We start from the raw sequence: 26,271 nt of genomic DNA, 5'->3' as shown, positions 1-26,271 counted from the left end.
TCCCGCTGTGCATTCTTACCAAACATCCAAATGTGAATCTCAGGAGTGACGCAGCGCAGTTGCGCTTGCGCGGCGATTTCGGTCTGCTTGACCACGGCCCCCTTGCCTGAATGCGAAGATTTGGGGGCCTATGCTCCGCTGGGTCTTGGCTTTGGTTCTCGGCGTGCAAGTTTGACGAGCAGACGATCCGCGACGCCTGGTCGTGACCACGGGCAAACGGCAATGCACACTCCGCAACTTGCGTTCTCGGCGAAGTACGGGATGCACTTGTCGAAATCGACGTACCAGCGTTCTACCCCGCGGACCCATTGCTTGGCCGACATAATGGCGTCAGGCGGACAGGCATCGGAACAGACCTGACAATTTGCGCAGAATAAGTCCGCGCCAAAACTGTCCGCGCAGTACAGATCGAGCGGCATGTCAGTGGTTACTGCCGCCAAACGAAAGTTCGAACCGTATGTCCGGTTGATGATTGAGCCGTGTTTGCCGAGCTCTCCCAATCCTGCGTCAATCGCTGCGGGCACAAGCAGCAACGCATCCGCGCGCGGGCCAGGATAAGGCTGCGCTGCAAATCCCTGGGCACGGATCCAGTTGGCCAAAGCATACGACGCCCGTGTCCCCCGGGCATACTGGCGGCCAATTTCGGCCACGCCAACCCCATTATCGGGCGTACTCGGGACCTGACGCAAGCGCTCCCAATCGTGCGCCATTCCGAGCAAGATCACATTCGGCTCGGCCACGTCGTAGCCGTCAACGATGTAGTGATCTTTGATTGAAGTCGCCCCAAACAGATCCGCTTCATGCGCGAAGGCAAATTCCGTCGCGGCCTCAGTCCAGGTTTTGTCCGATTGCCGACCTTTGCGCTTCGCAACCGGGATCAGCGCTGGATACTCATAAGCTCCAGCGAATGCGTCGCGCGCGACCTGGGTAGCGCGGCAAGAAGCACTTGCGATCTCTTGCACCGCGCCAAAGGGATGTTGATCCGGTGGATGCCAGAACATTGGTGAAGCGCGGCGCTGTTCACGTTCACCAAGACCATTGATCAAATTGCCTGAAACGTCTGGCAGTGCCGAGATCAGCTCGGCCGAAGGTGTGTATGAACTTGGCGACCGGCGGGTCACAGACGCTACTCGGCATCCATGCCATAAGCGGTGTGCAGCACGCGGACGGCCAGTTCGGTTTCGTCCTCGTCGATCAGCACCGAGACCTTGATCTCGGAAGTGGAGATCGCCTGGATGTTGATGCCGCGGTCGGCCATCGCGCGGAACATCGTGGCGGCAACCCCGGCGTGGCTCTTCATGCCGACGCCCACGACGCTGATCTTGGCGACCTTGCCGTCGGTGATTATCCGGTTGTAGCCGATTGCCTGCTTCTGCGCTTCGAGCAGGGTCTGCGCGCGCAGCAGGTCGGATGAGGGCACGGTGAAGGTCACGTCGGTCTCACCCTTGTCGCGCCCGACGTTCTGGATGATCATGTCGACGTTGATGTTGGCCGCAGCCAGCGGGCCGAAGATCGTCGCCACCGCGCCGGGCCGGTCGGGCACGCGGGTCAGGATGATCTTGGCCTCGTTCTTGTCGGCGGCGATGCCGGTGATGAGCTGGCGTTCCATGTCCAATCCTTCCAGTTCTTCGTCGCTGACAATCATCGTGCCGGGGATCTCGTCAGCCGGGGTCGCATCGTCGTCGATGAAGCTGGAGAGCACTTGCACGCGCACCCCTTCCTTCATCGCCAGGCTGACCGAGCGGGTCTGCAGCACCTTCGAACCGACCGAGGCGAGCTCGAGCATTTCCTCGTAAGTGACGAATTTGAGCTTGCGCGCCTTGGCCACGATCCGCGGGTCAGTGGTATAGACCCCGTCGACGTCGGTATAGATATCGCAGCGGTCAGCCCCGATCGCGGCGGCCACGGCGACAGCCGACGTATCCGATCCGCCGCGGCCCAGCGTGGTTACGCGGCCGCCCTCGGTCAGACCCTGAAAGCCTGGGATAACAGCAATCTCTCCCGCTGCCATCGAGGCGAGCAGGGCTTCGGAATCGATCCCCTCGATCCGCGCCTTGGCATGGGCGTCGTCGGTCCGGACCGGCAATTGCCAGCCCAGCCACGAACGGGCCTGGCAGCCCAGCGCCTGCAGCGTCATCGCCAGCAGGCCCGAGGTGACCTGCTCGCCCGAGGCGACCACGACATCATATTCGGCGGGATCGTAGAGCGGATTGGCTTCGCGGCAGAAATTGACGAGCCGGTCGGTTTCGCCCGCCATGGCCGAGACGACCACGGCGACTTCGTGCCCGGCTGCCTGCTGGCGCCGCACAATATTGGCCACCCGGCGAATCCGGTCCGAACCGGCCATCGAAGTGCCGCCGAATTTCATCACGATGCGGGCCACGTGCCGTTCCACCCTTCACGAAACAAAATTGCCGTCAGAACCCCTCGCCCTGCGGCGGGCGCCCTGTTAGGGTTCAGCCATGAGCAATGCAACCTCAAGTGCAACGATCCGGCCCGAAGAAGCGGCCCATTTCGGCAAGCTGGCGGCCGACTGGTGGGATCCCAAGGGCAGCTCGGCGATGCTGCACCGGCTAAACCCGGTGCGGCTGGGCTTTGTCCGCGCGGCGATCGATGGGCATTGGAGCGGGGATTCGCGGCAGATTCGTCCGCTTTCCGGCAAGCGTGCGCTCGATGTCGGGTGCGGGGCGGGGCTGCTGTGCGAGCCGCTGGCCCGGCTCGGCGCGGCTGTAACCGGGGTTGATGCGGCCCAAGAAAACGTTGCCGCGGCCAGGGCCCATGCGGCAGGGGCAGGGCTTTCGATCGACTATCGCTGCGGCGATGTTGCCGGACTCAGTCTGTCCGGATTCGATCTCGTCACCTCGATGGAAGTGATCGAGCATGTGGCCGACAAGGCATCGTTCCTGTCGGCGCTGGCCGGGGCGCTCGCTCCGGACGGACTGATGGTGCTGTCCACCCCCAACCGCACCGCCAAATCGCGCCTGCTGCTGATCGAGGCGGCGGAGCGGATCGGCATGGTCCCGCGCGGCACCCACCATTGGGACGATTTCGTGACGCCGGACGAACTCGCCGATCTGCTTGGCGACGCAGGCCTGACGATGGGCGTTCCACGCGGCATCGCGTGGTCACCGGGCAAGGGGCTGCATCTGTCTGACGATCTGGCGCTGAATTATATCGTCACGGCTATTTCGGCGTGATCGCGATCAGGATCCAGGCGAGCCCGGTGGCAACCGCGAACAGGATCCACGACCAGTAGAAGCTGGTATCAGCCACGTGCAGCCGCTCGATGCTGAGCCAGCCTCCACGCGAGCCGCCTTTGCCCATAATTGCCGAGACAACGAAAGTCAGCAGGCCTCCGGGGATCAAGGCTTTGAAGAAGTCCATGCGTGTGGCCTTCGTTAGTCCAAGAGGGTTTAGAAAACCCTTGAACCGCCTCTAGGTCAAGCCCGCAATTGCGGCGCGGGCATTGCTTTCACGTGCGGCCCAGTTGCCACCTATTGCGAGGTAAGGGACACCAGCACGTCGCAGTACAGCTTCAGCTGTCTGGGCGAAGCGGGCGCGCTCGGCCAGGCTGCCGAAGAACCGCGTGCCGTCTTCGATCCACGGCACGTCGGTTTCGAACAGCAGATAGAGATCGGCCTTGGGGTAGGACAGCAATTCACCCGGGATTTCGCCGAACAGCATTTCGGCCCAGGCTGCAGTCATCAGCGGATCGGTATCGAGCAGGGCCATGTCCGCGCCGCTCGCTTCGACCGCCTTGACCCGCGCTTCATGCCCTGCGGCAATCGCCAGCAGATCGGCCATCGTAAAGTCCGTGCCGAGCGTCTCGGCATATTCCCGCCCGTATTCGCCAACCCACGGCAGGCCGAGTTCCCGGCTGAGCTTTTCTGCCAGCACCGACTTGCCGGTGCTCTCGGCCCCGTGAAAGCAGACCCGGATCATGCTTCGGCGCGCTGGCGGCGTTCGACTTCGATCCATTCCTTGAGGCCGAACAGGCTCATCACCAGCATCCCGCCGTAGAGGCCAGCGGTGGGATAGAGCCCGCGGTTGATGTAAAGCAGTACCGCCGCGACATCGATCACGATCCACAGCACCCAGTTCTCGATCCGGCGATAGCCGAGCAGGATTTGTGCCGCGACGCTGGCCCCGGCGATCGCGCTGTCCGCAAAGGGCATCGCGGCATTGGTATAGCGGTGCATCACCCAGCCAAGGTTCAGGCTGATCGCGGCGGTGACGGTCAGCCAGACCGCACGGCTTTGCCAGTCGAGCCAGCGGACCGGCACGCGGCTGTCATCAAGGCCGGACTGTGCGGCGCGGTGCCACAGCACCCAGCCCCAGACGTTGGCGAGGATGAAGAACACCTGCAGGCCGCTTTCGGCATAGAGCCGACTTTCGAAGAAGATGAACACATAGAGCGTGACCGAGGCGATCGCGAAGGCAAAGTTCCACTGCGAGCGGAAGATCAGCAGCGCGATGTTGATCAGGCCCAGGGCCATCGCCGCCCATTCGAGCGCCTTGAGGGTTTCCGCGCTCAGGATCATCCCAGCGCCGCCGCCCATTCGGGCTCCTTGAACCCGACCAGCAGCTCGCCCGGGTGCTCGACAATCGGGCGCTTGATGCAGCTAGGGTTGGCAGCCATCAGTTCGACCGCCCTGGCGGAATTGAGATCGTTTTTGTCGTCATCGGGCAGCTTCTTGAAGGTGGTTCCGGCACGGTTGAGCACCCTCTCCCAGCCCGCAGCCTCGCACCACGCGGCCAGTTTGGCGGGATCGGCTCCGGCCTTCTTGTAATCGTAAAAGGCATAGGCGATCCCCCGCGCCTCCAGCCAGGTGCGGGCCTTCTTGACCGTGTCGCAATTGGGGATGCCGTAGAGGATCACTTCGCCTGTTCCATTTTCTCCAGATCGCTGCCCACGTTCTGCTGCAGTTCGTCAAGCGCGATCACCGCGTTATTGAGGCGCTGGAAGGCGGCTTCATGGGCGGCAGGGTTCTCACTTTCGGCGGCGCGTTCGTTGGCCGCGTTGAGTTCCGGCAGGTCGCGGGTCAGTTTGATCAGCTGGTCGAGCTGTGCCAGTTGTCCGGCATTGCACCCGGTCCGGTCCATTTTGCGATACGCTTCACCGCCAAAGCCTTCGGGCTCGGACGGTAGTTTCGTTGTCGCTGCAAAGAGACGCTGCTGGCAGGCCAGTTCCGCGTTTTCGCCCACGGCACAGGCGGTCAGCCCAGCGACACACAAGGCGATCAGGGTGTGCTTCACTCTTCGGTCCTTCCAAAGCGCCGCACTTTGGGATCGGTGCAGGAATAGAGCGTGTAGCCATCGTAATAGTCACTGCGGCCCCGGGCCTGAACGCGGGCGTGTTCGGGGTGGCTGCCCCAGGCCCGGGCCATTTCCTCGCTCTGCCATTCGGAGATTGCGACCACTTCGCCATCTTCGGCGACAAAGCCCTTGATCGAGATGAATCCGGGCTGGGCGGCGGCGAGTTCCTCCATCCGCGCATTGTCGGCCTCGTAAGCGGCGCGGTCCATGTCGGGCCTCTTGCGGTTGCGGAACACGGTCAGGTACATGGGGCAGGGCTTAGCCTTGCCGAGGGGGCTTCGACAAGCTCAGCCTGAGCGGGTTTCGGAGGACGGTGTCAGAATTCCCGCTCAGGCTGCGCTTGTCGAAGCCCCCGCGTGCTTGCGCAATGCCCAGAATTTGGCCAAAGCCTTGCGCCATGTCCATCAACACCTTCGGCCGCTTGCTGCGTTTCACCACCTGGGGCGAAAGCCACGGGCCGGCGCTGGGCGCCGTGGTCGATGGCTGCCCGCCGGGGCTGGAATTGAGCGAGGCGGCGATCCAGCCGTTCCTCGACGCGCGGCGACCGGGGCAATCGAAGTTCACCACCCAGCGGCAGGAGCCGGACACGGTGCGGATCCTGTCCGGCGTGTTCGAGGGGCGCACCACAGGCACGCCCATTTCGCTGATGATCGAGAATGTCGATCAGCGAAGCAAGGACTACTCCGAAGTCGCCAAGGCCTATCGCCCCGGCCATGCCGACTATGCCTATGACGCCAAGTACGGATTCCGCGACTATCGCGGCGGCGGGCGTTCGTCCGCCCGCGAAACTGCGGCGCGGGTCGCGGCAGGAGCTGTTGCGCGGCTGGTCATCCCGGAAGTGGCAATCCTCGGCTACGTCTCCGAGATCGGCGGTGACGCCATCGATCCGGCCAATTTCAATGCGGACGAAATTGCCCGCAATCCGTTCTTCTGCCCCGACGCAGCAGCGGCCATTCGCTGGGAAAAGATCGTCGACGATGCGCGGCTGGCCGGATCCTCGGTCGGCGGGGTGGTCGAATGCCTGGCGATCGGCGTTCCGGCCGGCTGGGGCGCGCCGCTCTATGGCAAGCTCGATGCCGATCTGGCGGCCGGGATGATGGGGATCAACGCGGTCAAGGGCGTGGAGATCGGCGACGGTTTCGCAGCCGCGCGGCTGACCGGAGAGGGCAATGCCGATCCGATGCGGCCCGGCAATGACGGCCCGGTATTCACCGCCAACCACGCCGGCGGGATCGCGGGCGGGATCAGCACCGGCCAGCCGGTCAAGGTGCGGGTGGCGTTCAAACCGACCAGCTCGATCCTGACCCCGGTGGAGACGATCGACCGCGACGGGCAGGCCGCCGAAATCCGCACCAAAGGCCGCCACGACCCCTGCGTCGGCATTCGCGGGGTGCCGGTGGTGGAGGCGATGATGGCGCTCGTCCTGGCCGATCACAAACTGCTCCATCGGGGACAGTGCGGCTGAGATGGCCGGCTACTTCGCCGCAATCCTCGTTTTTGTCGGTTTGCTCTGGTGGTTCAACCATCAGCGCCAGACCCGGCTCGATGCCGATCCAGGTCAGCAGCGGCTGGCCGAATTGCTGGCCAGCGCCGCGATGGGCCGGGGCGCAACCCGGCAGCAGGTGCTGGGTCAGCTTGCGGCAATCTCCAAAAGTGCCGCCGATCGCCGGGTCCGGCTGAACCATGCCGTCATGCTGGTCCGCAGCGAAGCCGCGCCGGATTTGTACGAAAAGGTTCTGGCGCTTTCGCGCGGGCTTTAGGCTTCAGGTGCCCGCTGCGGAGCAAGGGCCCTTGCGCTCACCGTCTTCACGCACCACCACGACCAGGTCTTTTCGGCCGGGAACTTCGGTCGTGATCGTCAGCGAATACCGCGTCGGGCTGTGGGTGCCAACATAGGTGATCCGCCGCGCATCGGGATTGCTTGCCGTGCGGCATTGATCGACCCGGCGATAGGGCGCGTCGAAAGGGCTCACCTCGACCACCCGGCAAATGACTCCTGGCGCCAGCTCCTTTTCCCGCCCCACGACAGGAAACGCGGCTTCGGTCAGCGATGGCTTGCACGATGTCTTGGTATAGCCCTTGGCACCCTTGGCTGCTTCAGGAAGCTGCAGCGGTGTGATCGTGACGGCCCATTCCCCGCCAAGCTGGTATTGTGCCTCAGGCTCGGCAGCGCTGCAGCACAGCACAGCGACAGGAATCGTCAACAGAGCCTTTGCCTGCATTACGCCCTCCACGTTGGATTAGCCCCGCAGGACCCCGCCCAGCTTCGCCGCCGCCGCGGTCACCCGCTCGGCAATCGCCTTGAGTTCGACGTCGTCGAAGCTCTTCTCGCCCGGTTGCAGCGTGACTTCGACCGCCAGGCTCTTCTGCCCTTCCGGCACGCCCGCCCCTCGGAAGTCGTCGAACAGGCGCACTGCCACGATGTTGGCCTTGTCCGCACCTTTGACCGTGCGGACAAGGTCTCCCGCCGGCAGCGCGGCATCGACCAGGAAGGCAAAGTCGCGCGTCACCGCCTGCAAGGCGGGGGGGGCATAGGCGCTGCGGGCAAAGCCGCTCGCCTTCTTCGCCGGAATCGCATCGAGGTGGATCCCCGCCACGGCCACCGGCACGCCGATATCGAAGGCCTTCAGCGTGGAGGGATGGACCATGCCGAAGCTGGCCAGCTGCACCTTGGGCCCCAGCCGCAAGGTGGCCGACTGGCCGGGATGATAGGTATCGCCCGCTTCGCCCATCACCTGCAGGTTGTCGACCGGCGCTCCGGCGACCCGCAGCAGTTCGAGGCAGGCAGCCTTGGCGTCGAAGGCGTCAAAACCCTGCGCCTTGCCGCCTTGCCAGCTGCGCGGCGAGCGCTCACCGGCGAGGACCAGCACCAGCGTCGGGTGCTCGCCATCGGCCAGATAGCGGCGGCCCAGTTCGAACAGCCGGACCGAGCTGGCCCCGCGATCCATGTTGCGGCGCACGGCAGAGAGCAGACCGGGCAGCAGCGAGGGCCGCATCACCTTCATGTCTTCGCTGATCGGGTTCTGCAGCACCCACAACCGCTCACCCTGAGCCTGTCGAAGGGCGCCGACGGCCTCGGCCTCGCGCTCGGAAATGAACGACCAGGTGATCGCTTCGTGCAGGCCCAGCGCGGCAGCAGCGCGGCGGACTCGGCGTTCGAGCAGCTGTTCGGCAGTCGCAGTGGGACGGACCACGCCATCGGCGCGGGGCAGCGGGGTACTGGCGATGTTGTCCAGCCCGTGAATCCGGACCACTTCCTCGACCAGGTCCGGGCCGCCGTCGACATCGGGGCGCCAGGTCGGCACCTGAACCCGCCAGGTCTTGCGGCCCTGGCCGATCTCGACCCGGGTGCTGTGAAAGCCCAGCGCGGCAAGGATGCGGACCTGCTCGTCCTCGGCAATCGCGACCCCGCCCAGCCGCTCGACCAGCGCCGGTTCCAAGGCCACTTCCCTGATCCCGGCAGGGGGCGTGCCGGCGCGAATGATCTCGCTCGGCTCGCCGCCGCAAATCTCGACAATCAGCTCGGTCAGTAGCGCCAGACCGGCATCGAGGAAGGCCGGATCGACCCCACGCTCGAACCGCTGGCGGGCATCTGAAGTGAGGTTGAGGTTTCGCCCGGTGTCGCCGATCCGGGTCGGATCGAAGTAGGCTACTTCCAGCAGAACGTCGGTGGTCGCGTCGCTGCAGCCGGAATGTTCACCGCCCATGATCCCGGCGATGTCGTGCACGCCCTTGTCATCGGCGATCACGGTCATCTCGGAGGTGAGGGTGTATTCCTTGCCGTTGAGCGCCAGCACCGTCTCGCCCTCGACCGCGCGGCGCGCGAAAATCGCGCCGGACAGCTGGGCCAGATCATAGGCATGGGCCGGACGGCCATAGGCCAGCATCACATAGTTGGTGATGTCGACCAGCGCCGAAATCGGACGCTGGCCCGCGCTCTTCAGGCGGTCCTGCAGCCATTGCGGGCTGGGACCGTTCTTCACGCCGCGGATCGCGCGGCCATAGAAGGCCGGGCAGCCTTGCGGATCGTCGGTGCGGATCGGCAAGGGGCAGGGGAAGCTACCGGGAACCTGTTGCACCGCGATCGGCTTGAGCGTGCCGAGTCCGAACGCAGCGAGATCACGGGCGATGCCGTAAACGCCCATGCAGTCGGGCCGGTTGGGGGTGATCGCTACGTCGAACACCGGATCGGCGCCGTGATATTCGGCAAAGGCCATGCCGACCGGGGCATCGCCTGGCAGCTCGATGATCCCGTCGTGATCGTCGCCCAGTCCCAGTTCGGCGACCGAGCACATCATCCCGTTCGATTCGACCCCGCGGATCGCGCTCTTCTTGAGCTCGAACCCGCCATTGGGCACTACCGCGCCAGCGAGGCCGAGCACGCCGATCATGCCGGCGCGGGCATTGGGCGCGCCGCAGACTACCTGCAGCGGATCGCCCGAGCCGGTATCGACGGTAAGGACCTGCAGCTTGTCGGCATTGGGGTGGCGGGCGGCGGTCAGCACCTTGGCGACCACGAATCCGCCAAGCTTGTCAGCCGGGTTTTCAATCCCCTCGACCTCGAGCCCGACGCCATTGAGCGCGGCCGAAATCTCTTCGGCCGAAGCCTCGGTTTCGAGGTGGTCCTTGAGCCAGGTCAGCGAGAACTTCATGCCCGTGCTCCCACGCCGGCGGAAAGGGTCGGCACATCCAGCGGCGAGAAGCCGTAATGCGCCAGCCAGCGCACGTCCCCGTCAAAGAAGGCGCGCAGATCGTCCATGCCATATTTCAGCATGGCGAGCCGGTCCACGCCGACGCCGAAAGCAAAGCCCTGCCACTCATCGGGGTCGAGCCCCCCGGCCGCGATCACCTTACGATTGACCATGCCTGAGCCGAGCAGTTCCATCCAGCCGTGGCCGGGTTCATCGCCCGATCCGCCGAGCACGCGCTTGCCGTTCACCAGCGCAAAGCCGACATCGACTTCGACCGAAGGCTCGGTGAAGGGGAAGTAGCTGGGGCGCAGGCGCAGCACGATGTCTTCGCGCTCGAAAAAGGCTTTGAGAAAGGTTTCGAGCGTCCATTTGAGGTGGCCGAGCGTGATATTCCGGTCGATCACCAGGCCTTCGACCTGATGGAACATCGGGGTGTGGGTTGCGTCGGAATCGCTGCGATAGACCCGCCCCGGGGCAATGATCCGGATCGGCGCGCCCTGGGCCAGCATGGCCCGGATCTGGACCGGGCTGGTGTGGGTGCGCAGCAGCATCGCGCGGCCCTCGGCATCCTTGTCCGGGAAGTAAAAGGTATCGTGCATCGCCCGGGCCGGGTGGCTTTCGGGAATGTTGAGCGCGGTGAAATTGTGCCAGTCGTCCTCGATCTCGGGTCCGGTCGCGACCGAGAAGCCCATGTCGGCGAAGATCTCGGCGAGTTCGTCCATCACCTGGCTGACCGGATGGATCGTCCCGCGCGGGGTCTCGGGTGCGGGGAGGGTCAGGTCGATGACTTCACTTGCCAGCTGGGCATCGAGCGCCGCTGTTTCCAGCCCGGACTTGCGGGTGGCCAGCGCCTCGGTAACGCTTTCACGCAGGCTGTGGATCTGCGGTCCGGCGACCTGGCGCTCTTCCGGCGACATTGCGCCCAGGGTCTTCAGCAGGCCCGAGATCGAGCCCTGCTTGCCGAGAAATTCGACCCGCAAGGCTTCCAGCGTGCCCAAATCCTGCGCGGCGGCAATGCGCGCCAGCGCTTCTTCGCGGGTTGCTGCGTGATCCACTGTCGAAATTCCACCTGTTCAGCCGAAAACGAACCCGCCTTTAGCGGGGCGGTGCGTCAAGTCAAAACGGCTTTGTTTCAGGCGACCCGAACGGGTGCCATGCTCGGCTTGTCGAGCGTCTGCACCGGGGCGCCATGGGCCTTCATCCGTTCGTGCAGGAAACGTTCCAGCACGGGGTGCGGCTGGGCCGCATATTCGCGCGGAGCCATGCCCATGAATTCCCGGAAGTCGCGCACGAACTGGGCCTGGTCGTGATAGTTCGGATCCATGGCCCCGATCCACTTGAGCGAGGGATCGAGCATGAATTGGGCCAGGCTGCGCATGAACCGCTGGCGGCGCAAGAGCAGCTTGGGCGAAAAGCCGAAATAACGATGGCACAGCCGCTCTACCGTGCGCTGGCTGGCGGCAACGCGCTCAACCAGATCGTTGACGGTTGCAACCTGCGTGTCGACCAGCGCGGCGTGGACCGCAAGGATGCGGTTCTCGTCAACCGGATCCGGGCGCTCAAGATTGCGGAAGAAGGTAATGATCCGCCGCAGCTCGGCGGCTTCATCGGGTTCATCGCCATAGATGGTGTCGGCCAACGGCGTGAGATGCGCGGTGGCAGGATGGGTATAACCATCGCAAACCCAGTTCGCACATTCCGAGGCCGGCTGATCGACATATTTGGCCCAGCCCAAAGGCAACAGGCCTACGCCCCAGATCCGGGTCTTCGACACTTCGAAATGGAGCGGATGGCTGGACGGGCCGGTCGCGATAAAGCGGGCATCGGCAAGTTCACTACCGCCATCGAACCAGCAGCGTTTCATACCTGGCGAGAAGAACCGCACCCCGGCCCATTCGGGATGCAGGCTGTCATAAATAACGCCGGCTTCACCTGGATCGATCTCGGTATAGTAGAACGTCGTGAAGTACCCACGCAAATCTTCCGGCGGCGGATAGAACCGCACCTCTACTGGTTGAGCGGACGACACGGTTTCAACGACCTTTATGGTTCTTGGTTGCGAGCCCCTTATGACCCGCGCTGTTGGGACAGGCAAGTAGGCAGCCGTAGCTTGGATTGATTCCACACGGTTTGGCGCGGGGCTATTCGCTCTCGTCGGCGACAACGTGCATTGTTTGCAGGGCATCGCCAAACGTCTTGGCCCGGGCCTTGATGAAGGGGATCACCATCGGGTGCGGCATTGTGGCATATTCGCGCGGGCTCATTCCTATGAAGTCATGAAAATCGCGGATGAATTGCGGTTGATCGGAATAGAGGTCGTCGATCGCGCCGGTCCATTTGCGGTTGGGATCGAGGATGAAGCGGGCCAGACTGCGCATCAGCCGCTGGCGGCGCAGCAGCACTTTGGGGGAAAAGCCGAAGGCGGCATGGGTGGTCCGCTCGATCGTGCGCTGGCCCAGACCGGTCCGTTCGCACAGTTCGGCGACCTTGGATACGGCGGGATCGAGCATCGCGGCATGGATCGCCTCGATTCGCTGCTGTTCGCGGTGCGCGCGGCGATTGAGCACGCGGAAGAATTCAATAAAGCGGTCAAGCTCTGCTTCGATATTGTGCGGGGTGCGGTGCAGGTCGGTCAGCAGCGGGGTGAAATGGGCAAAGGCCGGATGGCGGGTGCCGTCCACCAGGCGGTTGGCAAGGTCGCCGGCCGGGGCCCTGACGAACTGCGCCCAGCCAAGCGGAAGCAGTCCCGCTCCCCACAGACGGGTGGTACCCTGGCAGAAGTTGACGCAGCAGGAGCTTGGGCCGGTGGCCACGAAATGCGCACCGGACAAGCGGTCGCCGCCTTCGATCCAGGCCTCGGGAGCGACCCCGTTGAAGAAGCGCAGGTTGCCCCATTCCGGCAGCAGCGCATCGGGAATCATTGCCCCGTCCGGTGCGGAGAAATTGATCAGGCAGAACGCGGTCAGGTATTGGCGCAGGTCTGCTGGCGCGAGGAAAAAATGCACGTCGACGGTCAGGTCTGACGACACCGGCGTTCCCCCTGTTTTTGTTGCGGTGAAACTGCCCCAGCACCGCACAATTTACAAGTTGGGATCAGGGTTGGTGCAGGGCCTGGACGGCGGCTCCGGCCGCGACGGCCCGCGCCCGCGCCGCCGATCGCAGCACCGGGTGATCAAGCGCGGCATAGGTGCTCGGGCTCATCGTCATGAACCGTTTGAAGTCACGCACGAAATGGGCCTGATCGACATATTGGTAATCGAGCGTCCTGATCCAGGTCAGTGAGGGATCGAGCATGAACTGAGCGAGGCTGCGCAGGAACCGCTGGCGGCGCAGCAGCAGCTTGGGCGAGAACCCGAAGGCCCGCAGGCTGAGTCGTTCAAGCGAGCGGGAGGAGATGCCGATTCGTTCGGCCAGATCGCTGACCGAAGCGATATCGTCATCGACCAGGGCTGCATGCGCAAGGCGAATCCGCTCCTCGTCCTCGTGTGCCGGGCGGCGGTCCAGCAGGGCCAGCAAGTAGGCGTCGATCCGCGCAGCCTCGGCATGGGGATCGTTCCGGCCGTTGAACAGGATTGCGTGCAGGCCGGAAAAGTCCCCGAACGGGGATTGCGAAGCGCAATCGACGGTCATGTCTGCCAGTCGCTGGGCCGGTGTATCGACCAGGCGCAGCCAGCCCTGCGGCAGGATGCCGATGCCCCAGACCCTGGTCGGTGCTTCGATCACGAAATGAGTGGCCTGGCTGGTCGGCCCGGTCCCGATCGCCAGGCCCAGACTGTCATAGTCCCTGCCGCCGACGGCAAAACGCCAGGCCGGCGCTTCGGCCAGGCGGATGTTGCCCCATTCGGGATGCAGCCAGTCCGACACCGGTTCACCCGGCCGGATCGCGAACTCGCTCAGGTAATAGGTCGAGATATAGGGCTTCAGCGCTGCCGAAGGCATGAAGAAGCGCGTGCTGACGGCATCGGTCAGGCCCTGCTTCAACATGGGTCGGTCTTTGAAATGTTCACGCGCGCACCATCCGCCCGGATGGCAGGTCCCTCCGGTCGGCAGCGCTAGGTTCTATCAAAGTGCCGCTGGGGACAATACCCAATTGGGGGGCAAAACAGGAAAAGCGCGAAAGCGGCCGAGGCTGCTTCCGCGCTTTTCTGGTCCCGTCAGGGATTGGCTCAGGCCGGCAGAGCTGCCTTGGCCTGGGCGATCACCGCCGAAAAGATCCCGCCTTCGTTCATCGCCAGATCGGCCATGGCCTTGCGGTCAAGCTCAAGGCCCGCCAGCTTGGTGCCGTGGATGAACTGCGAATAGGTCAGGCCTTCGGCGCGGACCGCAGCGTTGATGCGCTGGATCCACAGGGCGCGGAAAGTCCGCTTCTTAACCTTGCGGTCGCGATAAGCGTACTGGCCGGCCTTTTCGACCGCCTGACGCGCGACGCGAATGGTGTTCTTGCGGCGACCCCGGTAACCGGCGGCCTGTTCGAGAAGCCGCTTATGCTTGGCGCGGGTGGTTACACCCCTTTTGACACGTGCCATCTATCCGTACTCCTAGTTTCAGCCGAGCCCGTAGGGCGCCCACTTCTTGATCGTCTTCGCATCTGCGTCAGAGATCGTGTCGGTGCGGCGATGCTGGCGGATGTACTTGGCGTTGTGGCTGATCAAACGGTGCCGCTTGCCAACCGCGCCGTGCTTGATCTTGCCGGTAGCGGTGAGCTTGAAGCGCTTTTTGACGCCGCTCTTGGTCTTGAGCTTGGGCATTTTGGTCTCCTTGTCGAGACACGTCCGATCCGCCATGGCAGCCCTAGTTGGCCAGGCCGATCATCGAATTCGTGTCGGTTGAAGCGCGCGCCCCTAATGGCGAATCGGGTGAAAGGCAAGTCTTTCACGCATTCCGGCGGGTTTGAACGCTAACGATCGGCCTGATTGAGGAAGTCTGCCCAGACTGCAGCGCGCGGATCCTCGCTGGTGCGCGGGTCCCATTGCCTGGCCATCAGCGCGGTCGCTGCCGCATCGTCCATCCCGGCAGCGCGATTGAGGCGATAGAAAAACGCCGAAACCCGCCAGTTCATGATGCAGTGGACGTGGACCGGGCCGTCGGCTGAAGCGAGGGCTGCTTCGAAGGCGGCGAGGTGATCCTCGCCCGGGGCATCGAATGGCACCGGAATGTGAGTGTAGCCGATGCCTTCGGCGGACAGGCGCCGCTCTTCATCGGGCAGGGCTTCAGGGTGATCGTCCAGCGCCAGGTTGATCACGTGACCCACGCCGAGCGCGGCCAGTCGCGCGGGATCGCCTTGTTCCAACCGGCCCGAGGTCGTCGTCGTTGCGTCCAGCCTTTGCCAGCCGCGGATGTCTTCGGGATCGGACATGGCGCGGGAATAGCAAGTGGCACGCACCGTGGCTATCCTGCACGGCATGACCGAATCGGGATCACTCGCCGGAAAGTTCCTGCTCGCCATGCCGGGGATGGGCGATCCGCGCTTTCGCCGTGCAGCGATCGCAATGATGGTCCACGATGTTGAGGGCGCGCTGGGGATCGGGATCGGCAAGGTCCGCGAAGGTCTGGGCCTGCATGCGCTGCTGGAAGATCTGGATATCGATCCCGGCGAAGCGCCCGATTGCGCGGTGCTCGATGGCGGCCCGGTCGAACGGCAGCGCGGCTTCGTGCTTCATTCGCCGGACTGGCAGGGGGGCGGGACGATCCTGGCCGACAGCCTCTGCGCGATGACCGGCTCGCTCGAAGTCCTTCGCGCTATTGCCGAAGGCCGCGGACCAAGCCGCTTCCTGATCGCGCTCGGCTATGCCGGGTGGAGCGGCGGGCAGATCGAGGGCGAGTTGCAGCGCCACGGCTGGCAGGTGCTGGACGGCAGCGAGGCGGTGCTGTTCGGCACACCGGCCGAAGATCGCTGGGACGCCTGCTGGCGCAGCGCCGGGATTGATCCGGCGCTGCTGGCCGGCGAGACCGGACGGGCCTGAACCCGTCCAGCTGCCGATCGGTCAATCGTAGACCGGGCCTTCACTGCCTTTGCCGGTGCTGGGGTTGCGAACCGCCCACAGCCCGAACATGGCGATGATCGCATAGCAGATCACCGGCACGATCAGCCCCATCCGGATATTGCCGGTAACGTCGGCAACGGTTCCGAAAATCCAAGGCACAAAGGCCCCGCCGACAATGGCGGTGCAGAGAATGCCCGAGCCTTGCGGGGTCTGTTCGCCCAGTCCCTCGGTCCCGAGGCTGAAGATCGTCGGGAACATCAGCGAATTGCAGAAGCCGACCACGATCAGCGCATAGCCCGAGACGTGCCCGGTTGAGACTGCCGAGATCAGGATCAGCCCGATCGCTCCGGCGGCAAATGCAGTCAGCACGCGCCCCGGCTTGGCCAGACGCAGGATGAACCCGCCAAGCAGACGCCCCACCAGCGCGCCGAGCCAGTACATCGCGACCAGCTTGCCCGCGGCCTCAAGGCCCAGGCCCATGACGCTGGCATCGCCCAGATAGGCGATCAGGTTGGATCCGATCGCCACCTCGGCACCGACGTACATGAAGATGCACAGCGCGCCGAGCTGGACCCGGCGGTTGTGGAGGAACAGGCCCAGTGTGCCTTCCACCTTCGCGTCGTCGGCCTTGGCGTGATCGATTGCCGAACGGAAGGTCCAGAACAGCGCGGCGATCGCCAGCATGATGATGCCGAGCCAGGTATAGGCCTGGCCGATCGAAGCACCTTCGGCCACGCGATAAGCCTGGATCTGGGCTTCGGTCGCAGTTTCGGCATCGATCGGAGTCGAATCGCCAAGCAGGAACGTTGCCCCGCCATAGACCATCAGGAACACCCCGATCGAATTGAAGGCCTGGGCGAAGGTCAGGCGGCTGTGCGAGGTTTCGGCCGGCCCCAGCGTGGTAATGATCGGGTTCATCGCCACCTGCAGCACGGTAATCCCCGCGCCGATGAAGAACAAGGCGGCGAGGAAGCCAGGGTATGAGGCCGAGGCCGAGGCCGGGATGAACAGGAACGCCGCAGCCGCCACCATCACGAAGCCCAGCACGAATGTGCGGATATAGCCCAGCTTGCTCATCACGATTCCGGCCGGGATCGAGCACAGCGCATAGGCAATGAAGAAGGCCATCTGCACCAGATTGGCCTGGGCGTGAGTCAGGTGGAACATCGGCTTGAACTTGCCGACCAGGAGGTCGTTGATGTTGGTCACCCCGCCCAGCAGGAAGAACACTGCGAAGGCCAGCGCCAGGACGATCCCGGTCTTGCCTCCCGCGCTTCCGCCGCTGCTTGCGCCTGCCGACGCCGGTATTGGTGCAGCCATTGACCCTCTCCCCTTGATTTGTGTGCCGGCAGTCATGCCGCCGCTCGTCGTAATGTCCAGAGGCATACGTATGAGTATGCCCAGCTATGATAACGTTCACATGATAGCCTGTCACCTCTTAAGCGCCTCTCGCTGGCAAGCAGCGTTCGGCGCTGTTAGGATCGGGCCTGACAGGAGAGTGACGATGGCAGGCTTGTGGTTTGACGAACTTTCGGTGGGACAGCGCTTCGAGCACGCGATCCGCCGCACCGTGACCGAGACCGACAACCTGCTGTTCACGACGCTGAGCCACAATCCGGCCCAGCTCCACCTCGATGCCGAATATATGAAGGGCAGCGAATATGGCCAGGTGCTGGTCAATTCATGCTTCACGCTCAGCCTGATGGTAGGGGTCAGTGTGGGTGATACCACGCTGGGCACGGCGGTCGCCAATCTCGGCTGGGATGAAGTGCGCTTCCCCAAGCCGGTGTTTATCGGCGATACGCTGAACATCGTCACCGAAGTGCTGGAACTAAGGGAATCGAAGTCGCGCCCCGATGCCGGGATAGTCACCTTCCGTCACGAAGCCTGGAACCAGCGCGGCGAGCTGGTGGCCAGCTGCAAGCGTTCGGGCCTGCAGCGCAAGCAGCCCGGCTGACAGCCCAGCTTGAGGCAGGCAAGGATTTGCTAGTCTCGCAATTGGCGGCCCGCCCGGCTAGAGAAGCCGCGATGACTGCCAGCCTGACCCATCTCCAGCGCCTTGAAGCCGAAGCGATCCACATCATGCGTGAGGTGGTGGCCGAGGCCGAACGGCCGGTAATGCTCTATTCGGTCGGCAAGGACAGCGCGGTGATGCTGCACCTGGCGCGCAAGGCATTCTATCCCTCGCCGCCGCCGTTTCCGCTGCTGCATGTCGATACCACCTGGAAATTCCAGGCGATGTACGAACTGCGCGACCGGATGGCGCGGGAAAGCGGCATGGACCTGCTGGTATACCAGAACCCCGAAGCGGCGGCGCGCGGGATCAACCCGTTCGATCACGGCGCGCTCCACACCGACATGTGGAAGACCGAGGGGCTCAAGCAGGCGCTCGACAAGTACGGCTTCGACGCGGCCTTCGGCGGGGCGCGGCGCGATGAGGAAAAAAGCCGGGCCAAGGAACGGATTTTCAGCTTCCGCACTGCCAGCCACGGCTGGGATCCCAAGAATCAGCGCCCCGAGCTGTGGAACCTCTACAACGCCCGCAAGCACAAGGGCGAAAGCATCCGCGTCTTCCCGATCTCCAACTGGACCGAGCTCGACGTCTGGCAATATATCCAGCTCAACGACATTCCGATTGTGCCGCTCTATTTCGCGGACAAGCGCCCAACGGTGGAACGCGACGGGTTGTTGCTGATGGTCGATGACGATCGCTTCCCGCTGCGGGAGGGCGAGGTGCCGGTCGAACGCTCGATCCGGTTCCGCACGCTCGGCTGCTATCCCTTGACTGGCGCGGTTGAGAGCGAGGCCGCGACGCTTTCGGACGTGATCCAGGAAACCCTGCTGACCACGACCAGCGAACGCCAGGGCCGCGCGATCGACAAGGACGCCGGCGGCGCGGGCATGGAAATCAAGAAGCAGCAGGGGTACTTTTGATGGACACCCCGGACGCCCCTCAGGCCAACTACGTTACCGACGCGCTGATCGCCGAGGATATCGACGCCTATCTCGAACTGCACCAGCAGAAGGATATGCTGCGCTTCATCACCTGCGGGTCGGTGGACGATGGCAAGAGCACCCTGATCGGGCGGCTGCTCTATGACAGCAAGATGATCTTCGAGGATCAGCTCGACGCGCTGCAATCGGATTCGAAGAAGGTCGGCACCCAGGGGCAGGAAATCGACTTTGCGCTGCTGGTCGATGGTCTGGCGGCAGAGCGCGAACAGGGCATCACGATCGATGTCGCCTACCGCTTCTTCAACACCGAAAAGCGCAAGTTCATCGTCGCAGATTGCCCGGGGCATGAGCAATATACCCGCAACATGGTGACCGGGGCGAGCACCGCCGACCTCGCGGTGATCCTGGTCGACGCGCGCAAGGGCGTGCTGGTCCAGACCCGGCGCCATTCCTATCTCTGCCACCTGATCGGGATCCGCAACCTGGTGCTGGCGGTGAACAAGATGGACCTGATCGGCTATGATCAGGCTGCCTACGATGCAATCGTTGCCGATTACGCCGCCTTCGCCAAGACCATCGGGATCGAGGGCTTTACCGCGATGCCGATCTCGGGGTTCAAGGGTGACAACATCATAGCCCCGTCCCCCAGCACGCCCTGGTACTCCGGGCCAAGCCTGATCGAACATCTCGAAACCGTTGAGGTCAATTCGGCGCGCGATGCGGAAAAGCCATTCCGGCTGCCGGTGCAGTGGGTCAACCGGCCCAATCTCGATTTCCGGGGCTTCTCAGGCCTGATCGCCAGTGGCTCGGTTCGGGCGGGGGATGCGGTCCGGGTTCTGCCATCGGGCAAGACCAGCACGGTCAGCCGGATCGTGACGCTCGATGGCGATCTGGACGAAGCTGTGGCCGGACAATCGGTCACATTGTGCCTGGCGGACGAAATCGACTGCTCGCGCGGCAATGTCATCGCAGCTGCGGACACCCCGCCCGAAGCGGCTGACCAGTTCGAAACGACGCTGGTCTGGCTCGCCGATGATCCGCTGCTGGTCGGGCGGGCCTATTGGCTCAAGCTGGGCAGCCAGATGGTTTCGGTCACGGTTCACCAGCCCAAGTACGCGGTCAACGTCAATACGATGGAGCACATCGCGGCCAAGACGCTTGATCTCAATGCGATCGGGGTGGCGGAGATCGTTACCGACAAGCCGATCGTGTTCGAACACTATGCCGACAGCCGGGCGCTGGGCGGGTTCATCCTGATCGACAAGCTGACCAATGCCACGGTCGCGGCAGGCATGCTGCACTTCAGCCTGCGCCGGGCGCAGAACGTCCACTGGCAGGCGATCGACATCACGCGTGAGGCCCATGCCGCGCTGAAGAACCAGCAGCCCCGGGTGCTGTGGTTCACCGGCCTATCGGGTTCGGGCAAGAGCACGATCGCCAACGCGGTCGAAAAGCGGCTCAATCTGATGAACCGCCACACCTTCCTGCTCGATGGCGACAATGTCCGTCACGGGCTCAACAAGGACCTGGGCTTTACCGAGGCCGATCGGATCGAGAATATCCGCCGGGTTGGTGAGGTGGCCAAGCTGATGGCCGATGCCGGACTGATTGTGTTGACCGCCTTCATCTCGCCGTTCCGGGCCGAACGCGATATGGTTCGCGCGATGCTGCCCGAGGGCGAGTTTGTCGAGATCTTCGTCGATACCCCGCTGGCGGTGGCCGAAGCGCGCGACGTGAAGGGGCTCTACAAGAAGGCCCGCTCGGGCGCGCTCAAGAACTTCACCGGGATCGACAGCCCCTATGAGCCGCCGGAAAATCCCGACATCCGGGTCAACACGGTCGAGATGACCGCCGACGAGGCGGCCGAACACATCATCCAGCAACTGATGCCGCTGAAATGATGACTGACGGAGAGCTCGCCGCGCATCTGGCGCACCACGCCGGGCAGATCCTGCTCGAGGTACGCCGCGCCGGGGTCTTTTCGGGCAAAGCGCTGGGGCTGGCCGGGGATCAGACCGCCAACCAGTTCCTGGTCCGCGCGATCCGCGAAGCGCGGCCCGACGATGGCGTTCTCTCCGAAGAGGAGAAGGACAACTTCGAGCGGCTTGCCCATGACCGGGTGTGGATCGTCGACCCGGTCGACGGCACCCGCGAATATGGCGAGGAGCGGTCCGATTGGGCGGTCCATGTCGGCCTGGCGGTCGGCGGCGTCGCCACCCATGGAGCCGTCGCGCTGCCCGGGCTGGGGCTGGTGCTGCGTTCGGATCAACCAGAAGTCCTGCCGGCGATGGCCGAGACTCCGCGGATGCTAGTCAGCCGGACCCGCCCGGCGGCTGAGGCCGTGGCCGTTGCCAAGGCATTGGGGGCCGAACTGGTGCCAATGGGAAGCGCCGGGGCCAAGGCCATGGCGGTGGTCCGCGGCGAAGCCGAGATCTACCTCCACACCGGCGGCCAGTTCGAATGGGACAGCTGCGCGCCGGTGGCCGTGGCCGCAGCGCACGGGCTGCACGTCAGCCGGGTCGATGGCAGCCCGCTGGTCTACAACCAGTCGGACACCTACATGCCCGATCTGCTGATCTGCCGGCGCGAATGGGCGGGGGTAGTGCTGGACGCCGTCAAAGCGTTTTGATGATGCCCGAAAAGTCGGTGCCGCCGTTGCCCGCGGCGGAGAAGGCCTCGTAGAGTTCCTCGGCCCGCGCGCCCATCGGCACCTTGGCGCCGACACTTGCGGCCGCTTCCATCGCCAGCTTCAGATCCTTGAGCATCAGCGCCGCGGCGAACCCGCCCTGGTAGCCGTTGTCGGCCGGGCTTGCCGGTCCGACCCCGGGAACCGGGCAATAAGAGGTCATCGACCACGACTGGCCTGAGGCCTTGCTGGAAATGTCGTAGAAGGTCTGCAGGTCCAGCCCGAGCTTTTCGGCCAGCGCAAAGGCCTCGCAAGTGGCAATCATCGTCGCGCCCAGGATCATGTTGTTGCAGATCTTTGCCGCCTGGCCCGCGCCGCTGGCTCCGGCATGGATCACCGCCTTGCCCATGGCGGCCAAGATTGGCTCGGCGCGGGCAAAAGCTTCGGCCGTTCCGCCGACCATGAAGGTCAGCGTGCCGGCGTTGGCGGCAGCAATGCCGCCCGAGACCGGGGCATCAACCATGGCATAACCTGCGGCCGCCGCTTCGCCTTCGACGGAGCGCGCGGTATCGACGTCGATAGTGGAGCAATCGAGCAGCAGCGCGCTTTCGGGTGCCTGACCGATCACTTCGGCGCTGTAGACGCTCTCAACAATCTTTCCATTGGGCAGCATCGAAACTACCGCTTCGGCACCTTGCACCGCCTCGCGCACCGAAGTGTAGGCCGCGCAGCCATTCGCGCGCGCGCGGGCGAGGGCCTCTGCGCTGAGGTCGAAGGCGTGCACTTCATGCCCCTCCTTGACCAGGTTCGCGGCCATCCCGCCGCCCATGTTGCCGAGGCCGATGAAGGCGATTTTCATAAATCTCCCCTCCCGCTTGCGGGAGGGGCCGGGGGTGGGCCACTCTCCCAAAGTTGCACAGGACAGGCCGACTGACCCACCCCTAACCCCTCCCGCAAGCGGGAGGGGGATTGTCTACCGTCCCTTCCACACACCCGGCCGCTTCTCGATGAAGGCGGCCATGCCTTCGGCCTTGTCTTCGGTCGCGGTCAGGACCTGGAAGATCCGGCGTTCGATCAGGATTCCCTGATCCAGCCCGGTTTCGAACGCGGCGTTGACCATTTCCTTGTTGGCGATCGCGGCCAAGGGCGGCATCGCGGCGATCTCGGTGGCGGTCTTGACCGCTTCCTCAACCAGATCGGCCAGCGGCACGACGCGGGCGACCAGCCCCGAACGCTCGGCTTCCTCGGCGCCCATCATCCGCCCGGTCAGGCACATTTCCATCGCCTTGGCCTTGCCCACCGCGCGGGTTAGCCGCTGGCTGCCGCCCATGCCGGGAGCCACGCCCAGCTTGATTTCGGGCTGGCCGAACTTCGCGTTTTCGCTCGCGATGATGAAGTCCGCCATCATCGCCAGCTCGCACCCGCCGCCCAGGGCAAAGCCGTTGACCGCAGCGATCCACGGCTTGCGAGTGGTCTTGACCAGATGGCTGGTCCAGCGGCTGAAAAAGTCCGCGGAGTAGAACTCTGCGGCCGGTTTCTCGGCCATTTCCTTGATGTCGGCGCCCGCAGCAAAGGCTTTCTCGCCAGCGCCGGTAAGCACCGCACAGCGCTGACCGGGATCAGCCTCGAACGCGGCGAAAGCCGTGATCAGCTCTTCCAGCACCGCCGAATTGAGCGCGTTGAGCGCCTGCGGACGGTTGAGCGTGATCAGCGTGACCCCGCCGCGCTGTTCTGTAAGGATGTGTTCGAAATTAGACATCGAAGCCTACTCCAGATTCGTCACCCTGAACTTGTTTCAGGGTCCATTTCTCGTTCTATCCCGAAGCCTGGTGAAACCTGCCGCGAGTTCGGGTCCTCATTCCAACGTTTGTCCATGCGGCACGATGGACCCTGAAACAAGTTCAGGGTGACGAGGATTATGGCAGTGGGCGCCATTCTTCATCCGCCGGCAGCGGCGCGAAAATGCTCTCGATCAGATCGTCGCTGACGCCTTCGGGTGTCGCCGGGTCCCACTTGGGATCCATCGTCTTGTCGACAATTACCGCGCGCACCCCCTCGGCGAAATCGGGGCGGGTGAGGACGCGGCTGGCGATGCGGTATTCCATCACCATGTTTTCGGCGAAGTCCTTGCACTCCAGGCTGTCGTGCAGCTGGCGCAGCGCGACCTTGCAGGTCTGGGGTGATTTGGTGCGAAGCGTGGCCAGTTCCTTGGCAGCCCATTCGCTGTCGTCGCCTTCGAGGCTGACAAGAATGTCTTCATAGCGGTCCGTGGCAAAGTGCTTCGCGATCAGCGCGGCATTGGCTTCGATCCGCGCGGGCGGCGGGGTGACAGCCAGCGCGGCGAGAACTTGCGCCGGATCGTGGCCATGGACCAGCCGTTCCTTGGCATCGGCCAGCGCATCGTGGGGCAGGTAATGCGTGGCGAGACCCGTCCACAGGCATTCCGCGCCGTCCAGCCGGGCGCCGGTCAGCGCCAGAAACTGGCCCATCCGGCCCGAAAGCCGTGACAAGTGCCAGCCGCCGCCGACATCGGGGAACAGGCCAATGCCCGTCTCGGGCATGGCAAAGCGGGTGTTCTCGGTCGCGACACGGAACTTTGCCGGCTGGCTGATCCCCACGCCGCCGCCCATGGTGATCCCGTCCATGAAGGCCACCACGGACTTGGGATAGGTCATCAGCAGGTGGTTAAGCTGGTATTCTTCGTAGAAGAACCTGCGACCCGATACGCCGCCATCGTTCAGCGCCGAATTGCGCAGGAACGCGATATCGCCCCCGGCGCAGAAGCCGCGGCCTTCGCTGTGATCGATGATCACCACCTGCACGGCGGGATCATCGCGCCACGTCAGCAGTGCCTCGGTCATAGCATGGTCCATGCCTTGCGTCAGCGCATGAATCGCCTTGGGGCGATTGAGGGTGAGGAAGCCAGCGGCGCCCTCACTGCGGATGATCATTTCATCGGTCATTGGCGCAGCAGGTCCCGGCCGACAATCATCCGCATCACCTGGTTGGTTCCTTCAAGGATCGAATGCACGCGCAAGTCGCGCCAGAAGCGTTCGATCGGATAGTCCTTCAGATAGCCATAACCGCCGAACAGCTGCAGCGCATCGTTGACGATCTTGCTGCCGCTGTCGGTCGCCAGGCGCTTGGCCATGGCGGAAAAGCGGCTTTTGTCGGGCGCGCCCGCGGTAACCTTGGCGGCGGCCATGTAGAGCAGCGCGCGGGCCGCCTCCAGATCGGTTGCCATGTCAGCCAGCATGAACTGGGTGTTCTGGAAATCGGCGACCGGCTGCCCAAATTGCTGGCGCTCCTTGGTGTACTTCACCGCCTCATCCAGACAGCGCTGCGCTCCGCCGAGCGAGCAGGCGCCGATGTTGAGCCGCCCGCCATCAAGCCCGGCCATGGCGAAGCGAAACCCTTCGCCTTCGCCGCCAACGCGGTTGGCGACCGGCACCCGGCAGTCCTCAAACACCACCTGCGCGGTTGGGGAGGAGTTCCAGCCCAGCTTCTTCTCCGGCGCGCCAAACGACAGGCCGGGGGTGTCTTTCTCGACTACCAGACACGAGATGCCCTTGGCCCCGTTGTCGCTGGTGCGGACCATGCAGACGTAGATGTCGTTGTAGCCCGCGCCTGAGATGAACTGCTTGGTGCCATTCAGCACATAGTGATCGCCGTCGAGCTTCGCGCTGGTTTTCAGCGCCGCCGCGTCCGATCCGCTGCCCGGTTCGGTCAGGCAATAGCTGGCGATCTTTTCCATCGAGACCAGCTCTGGCAAGAACCGCGCCTTCAGCTCTGGCGAACCGAAAGTGTCGATCATCCAGGTCGCCATATTGTGGATCGAGATGTACGAGCTGGTCGCGGCGCAGCCATAGGCCATCGCCTCCATGATCAGCGCCGCTTCCAGCCGCCCCAGCCCAATCCCGCCGTTCTCTTCGGAGACATAGATCGCACCAAAGCCCAGCTCGCCCGCGGCCTTCCAGACGTCGACCGGGTAGTGGCTCTGCTCGTCCCACTCGGCCGCAAAGGGCGTGATCCGGTCGGCAGTGAACTTGCGCGCCATGTCCTGGATCGCAAGCTGGTCCTCGGTGAGGGAAAATTGGTCGGTCATCTATTGCTCCGGGAGGACTTGAGGCCACCATCGATGTAAGCTTTCAAGTCTTCAAGCAGTTCTTCGTCAAGCAATGTGTTTGGCTTCACAGATCTCAGTAATCCAAGGAGATTGATCCAGACCGATAGGGGCAAACTGATGGTTTGCAGGTCACCGGCAGCCACGCCGCCCGAAGCCGCCTCATTCATTGCTGCCACGATCCGGTCAGCCTTCATCCTAACTGCAAGCTGCGGGTTCTTCTTTATCCCAACGATCACCATTGCCAACGTCGCACTAACTTCTAGCGGTATAGAAATGCTCAGAGAAGTTTGTTCTGCACGCTCCTTGGTGCGCTGCATGATTGCACCGATTTCTCCTTGAGATTCGATGCCAAAGAACGACGTTATGTCAAATTCGACCTCTTTTCGCACACCTTGATGGCCGATGATGAAGCGCTCGATCACCCGACCGTTCGGTTGCTTATCGATCAAGCGATCATGCAACCGCCAGTCAATGTCACGTTTTCCGAACATTCGCTCAAGGACTGCGAACTCGCTGGAAATGCCTTCGATTGTCCCAGGGGCGTCGATCACTATCGGTCGTCCCTGGCGCCTT

General features: G+C 63.8%; 31 protein-coding genes. 8 read left to right on the top strand and 23 right to left on the bottom strand.

What is annotated here, in order from left to right; translation table 11 throughout:
- Nucleotides 1–128: 128 nt before the first annotated feature.
- Together B2V17_RS04040 and B2V17_RS04035 are read right to left on the bottom strand one after the other, a co-directional pair.
- The gene (locus B2V17_RS04040; protein ID WP_292995454.1) at nucleotides 129–1,121 is read right to left on the bottom strand and encodes a 4Fe-4S dicluster domain-containing protein; all 993 of its coding nucleotides are present in this window, start codon (nucleotides 1,119–1,121) and stop codon (nucleotides 129–131) included.
- Nucleotides 1,122–1,126: 5 nt separating this feature from the next.
- The gene (locus tag B2V17_RS04035) at nucleotides 1,127–2,383 is read right to left on the bottom strand and encodes an aspartate kinase (RefSeq protein ID WP_414690758.1); all 1,257 of its coding nucleotides are present in this window, start codon (nucleotides 2,381–2,383) and stop codon (nucleotides 1,127–1,129) included.
- A gap of 79 nt (nucleotides 2,384–2,462) precedes the next feature.
- Between B2V17_RS04035 and ubiG the strand changes: the two genes are divergently transcribed.
- Complete coding sequence (ubiG, locus tag B2V17_RS04030) at nucleotides 2,463–3,197, top strand: bifunctional 2-polyprenyl-6-hydroxyphenol methylase/3-demethylubiquinol 3-O-methyltransferase UbiG (protein WP_292995452.1); 735 nt, start codon at nucleotides 2,463–2,465, stop codon at nucleotides 3,195–3,197.
- On the opposite strand, the gene B2V17_RS04025 is transcribed toward ubiG, so the two are convergent.
- The 6 genes from B2V17_RS04025 to B2V17_RS04000 are packed head-to-tail and all read right to left on the bottom strand — an operon-like array spanning nucleotide 3,184 to nucleotide 5,564.
- The gene (locus B2V17_RS04025; protein WP_292995450.1) at nucleotides 3,184–3,384 is read right to left on the bottom strand and encodes a hypothetical protein; all 201 of its coding nucleotides are present in this window, start codon (nucleotides 3,382–3,384) and stop codon (nucleotides 3,184–3,186) included. The genes ubiG and B2V17_RS04025 overlap by 14 nt on opposite strands.
- Before the next feature lie 51 nt (nucleotides 3,385–3,435).
- Nucleotides 3,436–3,942, bottom strand: a complete 507-nt coding sequence (locus B2V17_RS04020) for an ATP-binding protein (RefSeq protein ID WP_292995448.1) — start codon at nucleotides 3,940–3,942, stop codon at nucleotides 3,436–3,438.
- Nucleotides 3,939–4,559, bottom strand: coding sequence for a nicotinamide riboside transporter PnuC (gene pnuC / locus B2V17_RS04015; protein ID WP_292995446.1), 621 nt, complete (start codon nucleotides 4,557–4,559; stop codon nucleotides 3,939–3,941). Before pnuC ends, B2V17_RS04020 begins: the two co-directional genes overlap by 4 nt.
- On the bottom strand, nucleotides 4,538–4,879 hold the full coding sequence (locus B2V17_RS04010; protein ID WP_292995444.1) for an arsenate reductase: 342 nt from the start codon (nucleotides 4,877–4,879) through the stop codon (nucleotides 4,538–4,540). Before B2V17_RS04010 ends, pnuC begins: the two co-directional genes overlap by 22 nt.
- Nucleotides 4,876–5,256: a hypothetical protein gene (locus B2V17_RS04005; RefSeq protein ID WP_292995442.1), complete on the bottom strand. Its 381-nt coding sequence runs from the start codon at nucleotides 5,254–5,256 to the stop codon at nucleotides 4,876–4,878. Before B2V17_RS04005 ends, B2V17_RS04010 begins: the two co-directional genes overlap by 4 nt.
- Nucleotides 5,253–5,564 carry an antibiotic biosynthesis monooxygenase family protein gene (locus B2V17_RS04000; RefSeq protein WP_292995440.1) on the bottom strand — a complete coding sequence of 104 codons (312 nt, stop codon included), beginning with the start codon at nucleotides 5,562–5,564 and terminating at the stop codon, nucleotides 5,253–5,255. The genes B2V17_RS04005 and B2V17_RS04000 overlap by 4 nt, the downstream gene beginning before the upstream one ends.
- A 149-nt stretch (nucleotides 5,565–5,713) precedes the next feature.
- On the opposite strand from B2V17_RS04000, the gene aroC reads away from it, so the two are divergent.
- Nucleotides 5,714–6,781: a chorismate synthase gene (gene aroC / locus B2V17_RS03995; protein WP_292995438.1), complete on the top strand. Its 1,068-nt coding sequence runs from the start codon at nucleotides 5,714–5,716 to the stop codon at nucleotides 6,779–6,781.
- A 1-nt stretch (nucleotide 6,782) separates the two neighbouring features.
- Entirely contained in the window at nucleotides 6,783–7,076 is a 294-nt protein-coding gene (locus B2V17_RS03990; RefSeq protein ID WP_292995436.1) for a hypothetical protein, read from the top strand.
- 3 nt (nucleotides 7,077–7,079) lie between these two features.
- Here the strand turns inward: B2V17_RS03990 and B2V17_RS03985 are convergent, their stop codons facing one another.
- The 9 genes from B2V17_RS03985 to B2V17_RS03945 form a co-directional block, all read right to left on the bottom strand.
- A complete protein-coding gene (locus B2V17_RS03985; RefSeq protein ID WP_292995434.1) occupies nucleotides 7,080–7,538 on the bottom strand; it encodes a DUF3617 domain-containing protein in 459 nt (152 codons plus the stop codon).
- Nucleotides 7,539–7,556: 18 nt separating this feature from the next.
- Nucleotides 7,557–9,968: a phenylalanine--tRNA ligase subunit beta gene (pheT, locus tag B2V17_RS03980; protein ID WP_292995432.1), complete on the bottom strand. Its 2,412-nt coding sequence runs from the start codon at nucleotides 9,966–9,968 to the stop codon at nucleotides 7,557–7,559.
- Nucleotides 9,965–11,062: a phenylalanine--tRNA ligase subunit alpha gene (gene pheS / locus B2V17_RS03975; RefSeq protein WP_292995430.1), complete on the bottom strand. Its 1,098-nt coding sequence runs from the start codon at nucleotides 11,060–11,062 to the stop codon at nucleotides 9,965–9,967. The genes pheT and pheS overlap by 4 nt, the downstream gene beginning before the upstream one ends.
- A 77-nt stretch (nucleotides 11,063–11,139) precedes the next feature.
- Entirely contained in the window at nucleotides 11,140–12,036 is an 897-nt protein-coding gene (locus tag B2V17_RS03970) for an AraC family transcriptional regulator (protein WP_292995428.1), read from the bottom strand.
- A gap of 112 nt (nucleotides 12,037–12,148) precedes the next feature.
- On the bottom strand, nucleotides 12,149–13,036 hold the full coding sequence (locus tag B2V17_RS03965; RefSeq protein ID WP_292995426.1) for a helix-turn-helix domain-containing protein: 888 nt from the start codon (nucleotides 13,034–13,036) through the stop codon (nucleotides 12,149–12,151).
- A gap of 64 nt (nucleotides 13,037–13,100) precedes the next feature.
- A complete protein-coding gene (locus B2V17_RS03960) occupies nucleotides 13,101–13,991 on the bottom strand; it encodes a helix-turn-helix domain-containing protein (protein ID WP_292995424.1) in 891 nt (296 codons plus the stop codon).
- Between the two features lie 182 nt (nucleotides 13,992–14,173).
- Nucleotides 14,174–14,533, bottom strand: a complete 360-nt coding sequence (gene rplT, locus B2V17_RS03955; protein ID WP_292995422.1) for a 50S ribosomal protein L20 — start codon at nucleotides 14,531–14,533, stop codon at nucleotides 14,174–14,176.
- An 18-nt stretch (nucleotides 14,534–14,551) separates the two neighbouring features.
- Entirely contained in the window at nucleotides 14,552–14,755 is a 204-nt protein-coding gene (rpmI, locus tag B2V17_RS03950; protein ID WP_088308183.1) for a 50S ribosomal protein L35, read from the bottom strand.
- Between the two features lie 149 nt (nucleotides 14,756–14,904).
- On the bottom strand, nucleotides 14,905–15,363 hold the full coding sequence (locus B2V17_RS03945; protein ID WP_292995417.1) for a beta-lactamase hydrolase domain-containing protein: 459 nt from the start codon (nucleotides 15,361–15,363) through the stop codon (nucleotides 14,905–14,907).
- 46 nt (nucleotides 15,364–15,409) lie between these two features.
- Here B2V17_RS03945 and B2V17_RS03940 point away from each other — a divergent pair, with 46 nt between their 5' ends.
- Nucleotides 15,410–15,970, top strand: a complete 561-nt coding sequence (locus B2V17_RS03940; protein WP_292995508.1) for a YqgE/AlgH family protein — start codon at nucleotides 15,410–15,412, stop codon at nucleotides 15,968–15,970.
- Nucleotides 15,971–15,991: 21 nt separating this feature from the next.
- Here B2V17_RS03940 and B2V17_RS03935 read toward each other — a convergent pair whose 3' ends face one another.
- Entirely contained in the window at nucleotides 15,992–17,311 is a 1,320-nt protein-coding gene (locus B2V17_RS03935; protein WP_292995415.1) for a sugar MFS transporter, read from the bottom strand.
- 184 nt (nucleotides 17,312–17,495) lie between these two features.
- Between B2V17_RS03935 and B2V17_RS03930 the strand changes: the two genes are divergently transcribed.
- From B2V17_RS03930 to B2V17_RS03915, 4 genes are read left to right on the top strand one after another with little or no spacing between them, the layout of a single operon-like run.
- Nucleotides 17,496–17,948 (top strand): MaoC family dehydratase, encoded by a 453-nt coding sequence (locus tag B2V17_RS03930; RefSeq protein ID WP_292995413.1) that lies wholly within the window; start codon nucleotides 17,496–17,498, stop codon nucleotides 17,946–17,948.
- Between the two features lie 41 nt (nucleotides 17,949–17,989).
- Nucleotides 17,990–18,925 carry a sulfate adenylyltransferase subunit CysD gene (cysD, locus tag B2V17_RS03925; protein WP_292995411.1) on the top strand — a complete coding sequence of 312 codons (936 nt, stop codon included), beginning with the start codon at nucleotides 17,990–17,992 and terminating at the stop codon, nucleotides 18,923–18,925.
- Complete coding sequence (gene cysN, locus B2V17_RS03920) at nucleotides 18,925–20,847, top strand: sulfate adenylyltransferase subunit CysN (protein ID WP_292995409.1); 1,923 nt, start codon at nucleotides 18,925–18,927, stop codon at nucleotides 20,845–20,847. Before cysD ends, cysN begins: the two co-directional genes overlap by 1 nt.
- Complete coding sequence (locus B2V17_RS03915; RefSeq protein WP_292995506.1) at nucleotides 20,847–21,575, top strand: 3'(2'),5'-bisphosphate nucleotidase CysQ; 729 nt, start codon at nucleotides 20,847–20,849, stop codon at nucleotides 21,573–21,575. The genes cysN and B2V17_RS03915 overlap by 1 nt, the downstream gene beginning before the upstream one ends.
- Here B2V17_RS03915 and mmsB read toward each other — a convergent pair.
- The 5 genes from mmsB to B2V17_RS03890 all read right to left on the bottom strand — a co-directional run bounded on the left by mmsB (nucleotide 21,562) and on the right by B2V17_RS03890 (nucleotide 26,249).
- Nucleotides 21,562–22,482 (bottom strand): 3-hydroxyisobutyrate dehydrogenase, encoded by a 921-nt coding sequence (mmsB, locus tag B2V17_RS03910; RefSeq protein ID WP_414690756.1) that lies wholly within the window; start codon nucleotides 22,480–22,482, stop codon nucleotides 21,562–21,564. The two genes, B2V17_RS03915 and mmsB, sit on opposite strands and share 14 nt — an antisense overlap.
- Before the next feature lie 63 nt (nucleotides 22,483–22,545).
- Nucleotides 22,546–23,331 carry an enoyl-CoA hydratase-related protein gene (locus tag B2V17_RS03905; RefSeq protein WP_292995405.1) on the bottom strand — a complete coding sequence of 262 codons (786 nt, stop codon included), beginning with the start codon at nucleotides 23,329–23,331 and terminating at the stop codon, nucleotides 22,546–22,548.
- A 157-nt stretch (nucleotides 23,332–23,488) separates the two neighbouring features.
- Nucleotides 23,489–24,535, bottom strand: coding sequence for an enoyl-CoA hydratase/isomerase family protein (locus B2V17_RS03900; RefSeq protein ID WP_292995403.1), 1,047 nt, complete (start codon nucleotides 24,533–24,535; stop codon nucleotides 23,489–23,491).
- The gene (locus tag B2V17_RS03895) at nucleotides 24,532–25,677 is read right to left on the bottom strand and encodes an acyl-CoA dehydrogenase family protein (RefSeq protein WP_292995401.1); all 1,146 of its coding nucleotides are present in this window, start codon (nucleotides 25,675–25,677) and stop codon (nucleotides 24,532–24,534) included. The genes B2V17_RS03900 and B2V17_RS03895 overlap by 4 nt, the downstream gene beginning before the upstream one ends.
- Nucleotides 25,674–26,249, bottom strand: coding sequence for a hypothetical protein (locus B2V17_RS03890; RefSeq protein ID WP_292995399.1), 576 nt, complete (start codon nucleotides 26,247–26,249; stop codon nucleotides 25,674–25,676). The genes B2V17_RS03895 and B2V17_RS03890 overlap by 4 nt, the downstream gene beginning before the upstream one ends.
- Nucleotides 26,250–26,271 lie beyond the last annotated feature (22 nt).

It is taken from the genome of Novosphingobium sp. UBA6272 (assembly GCF_002440635.1).
Lineage (GTDB): Bacteria > Pseudomonadota > Alphaproteobacteria > Sphingomonadales > Sphingomonadaceae > Novosphingobium.
Note: the sequence above shows the minus strand (reverse complement) of the source record. Positions and strands in the feature narration are given on the sequence as shown.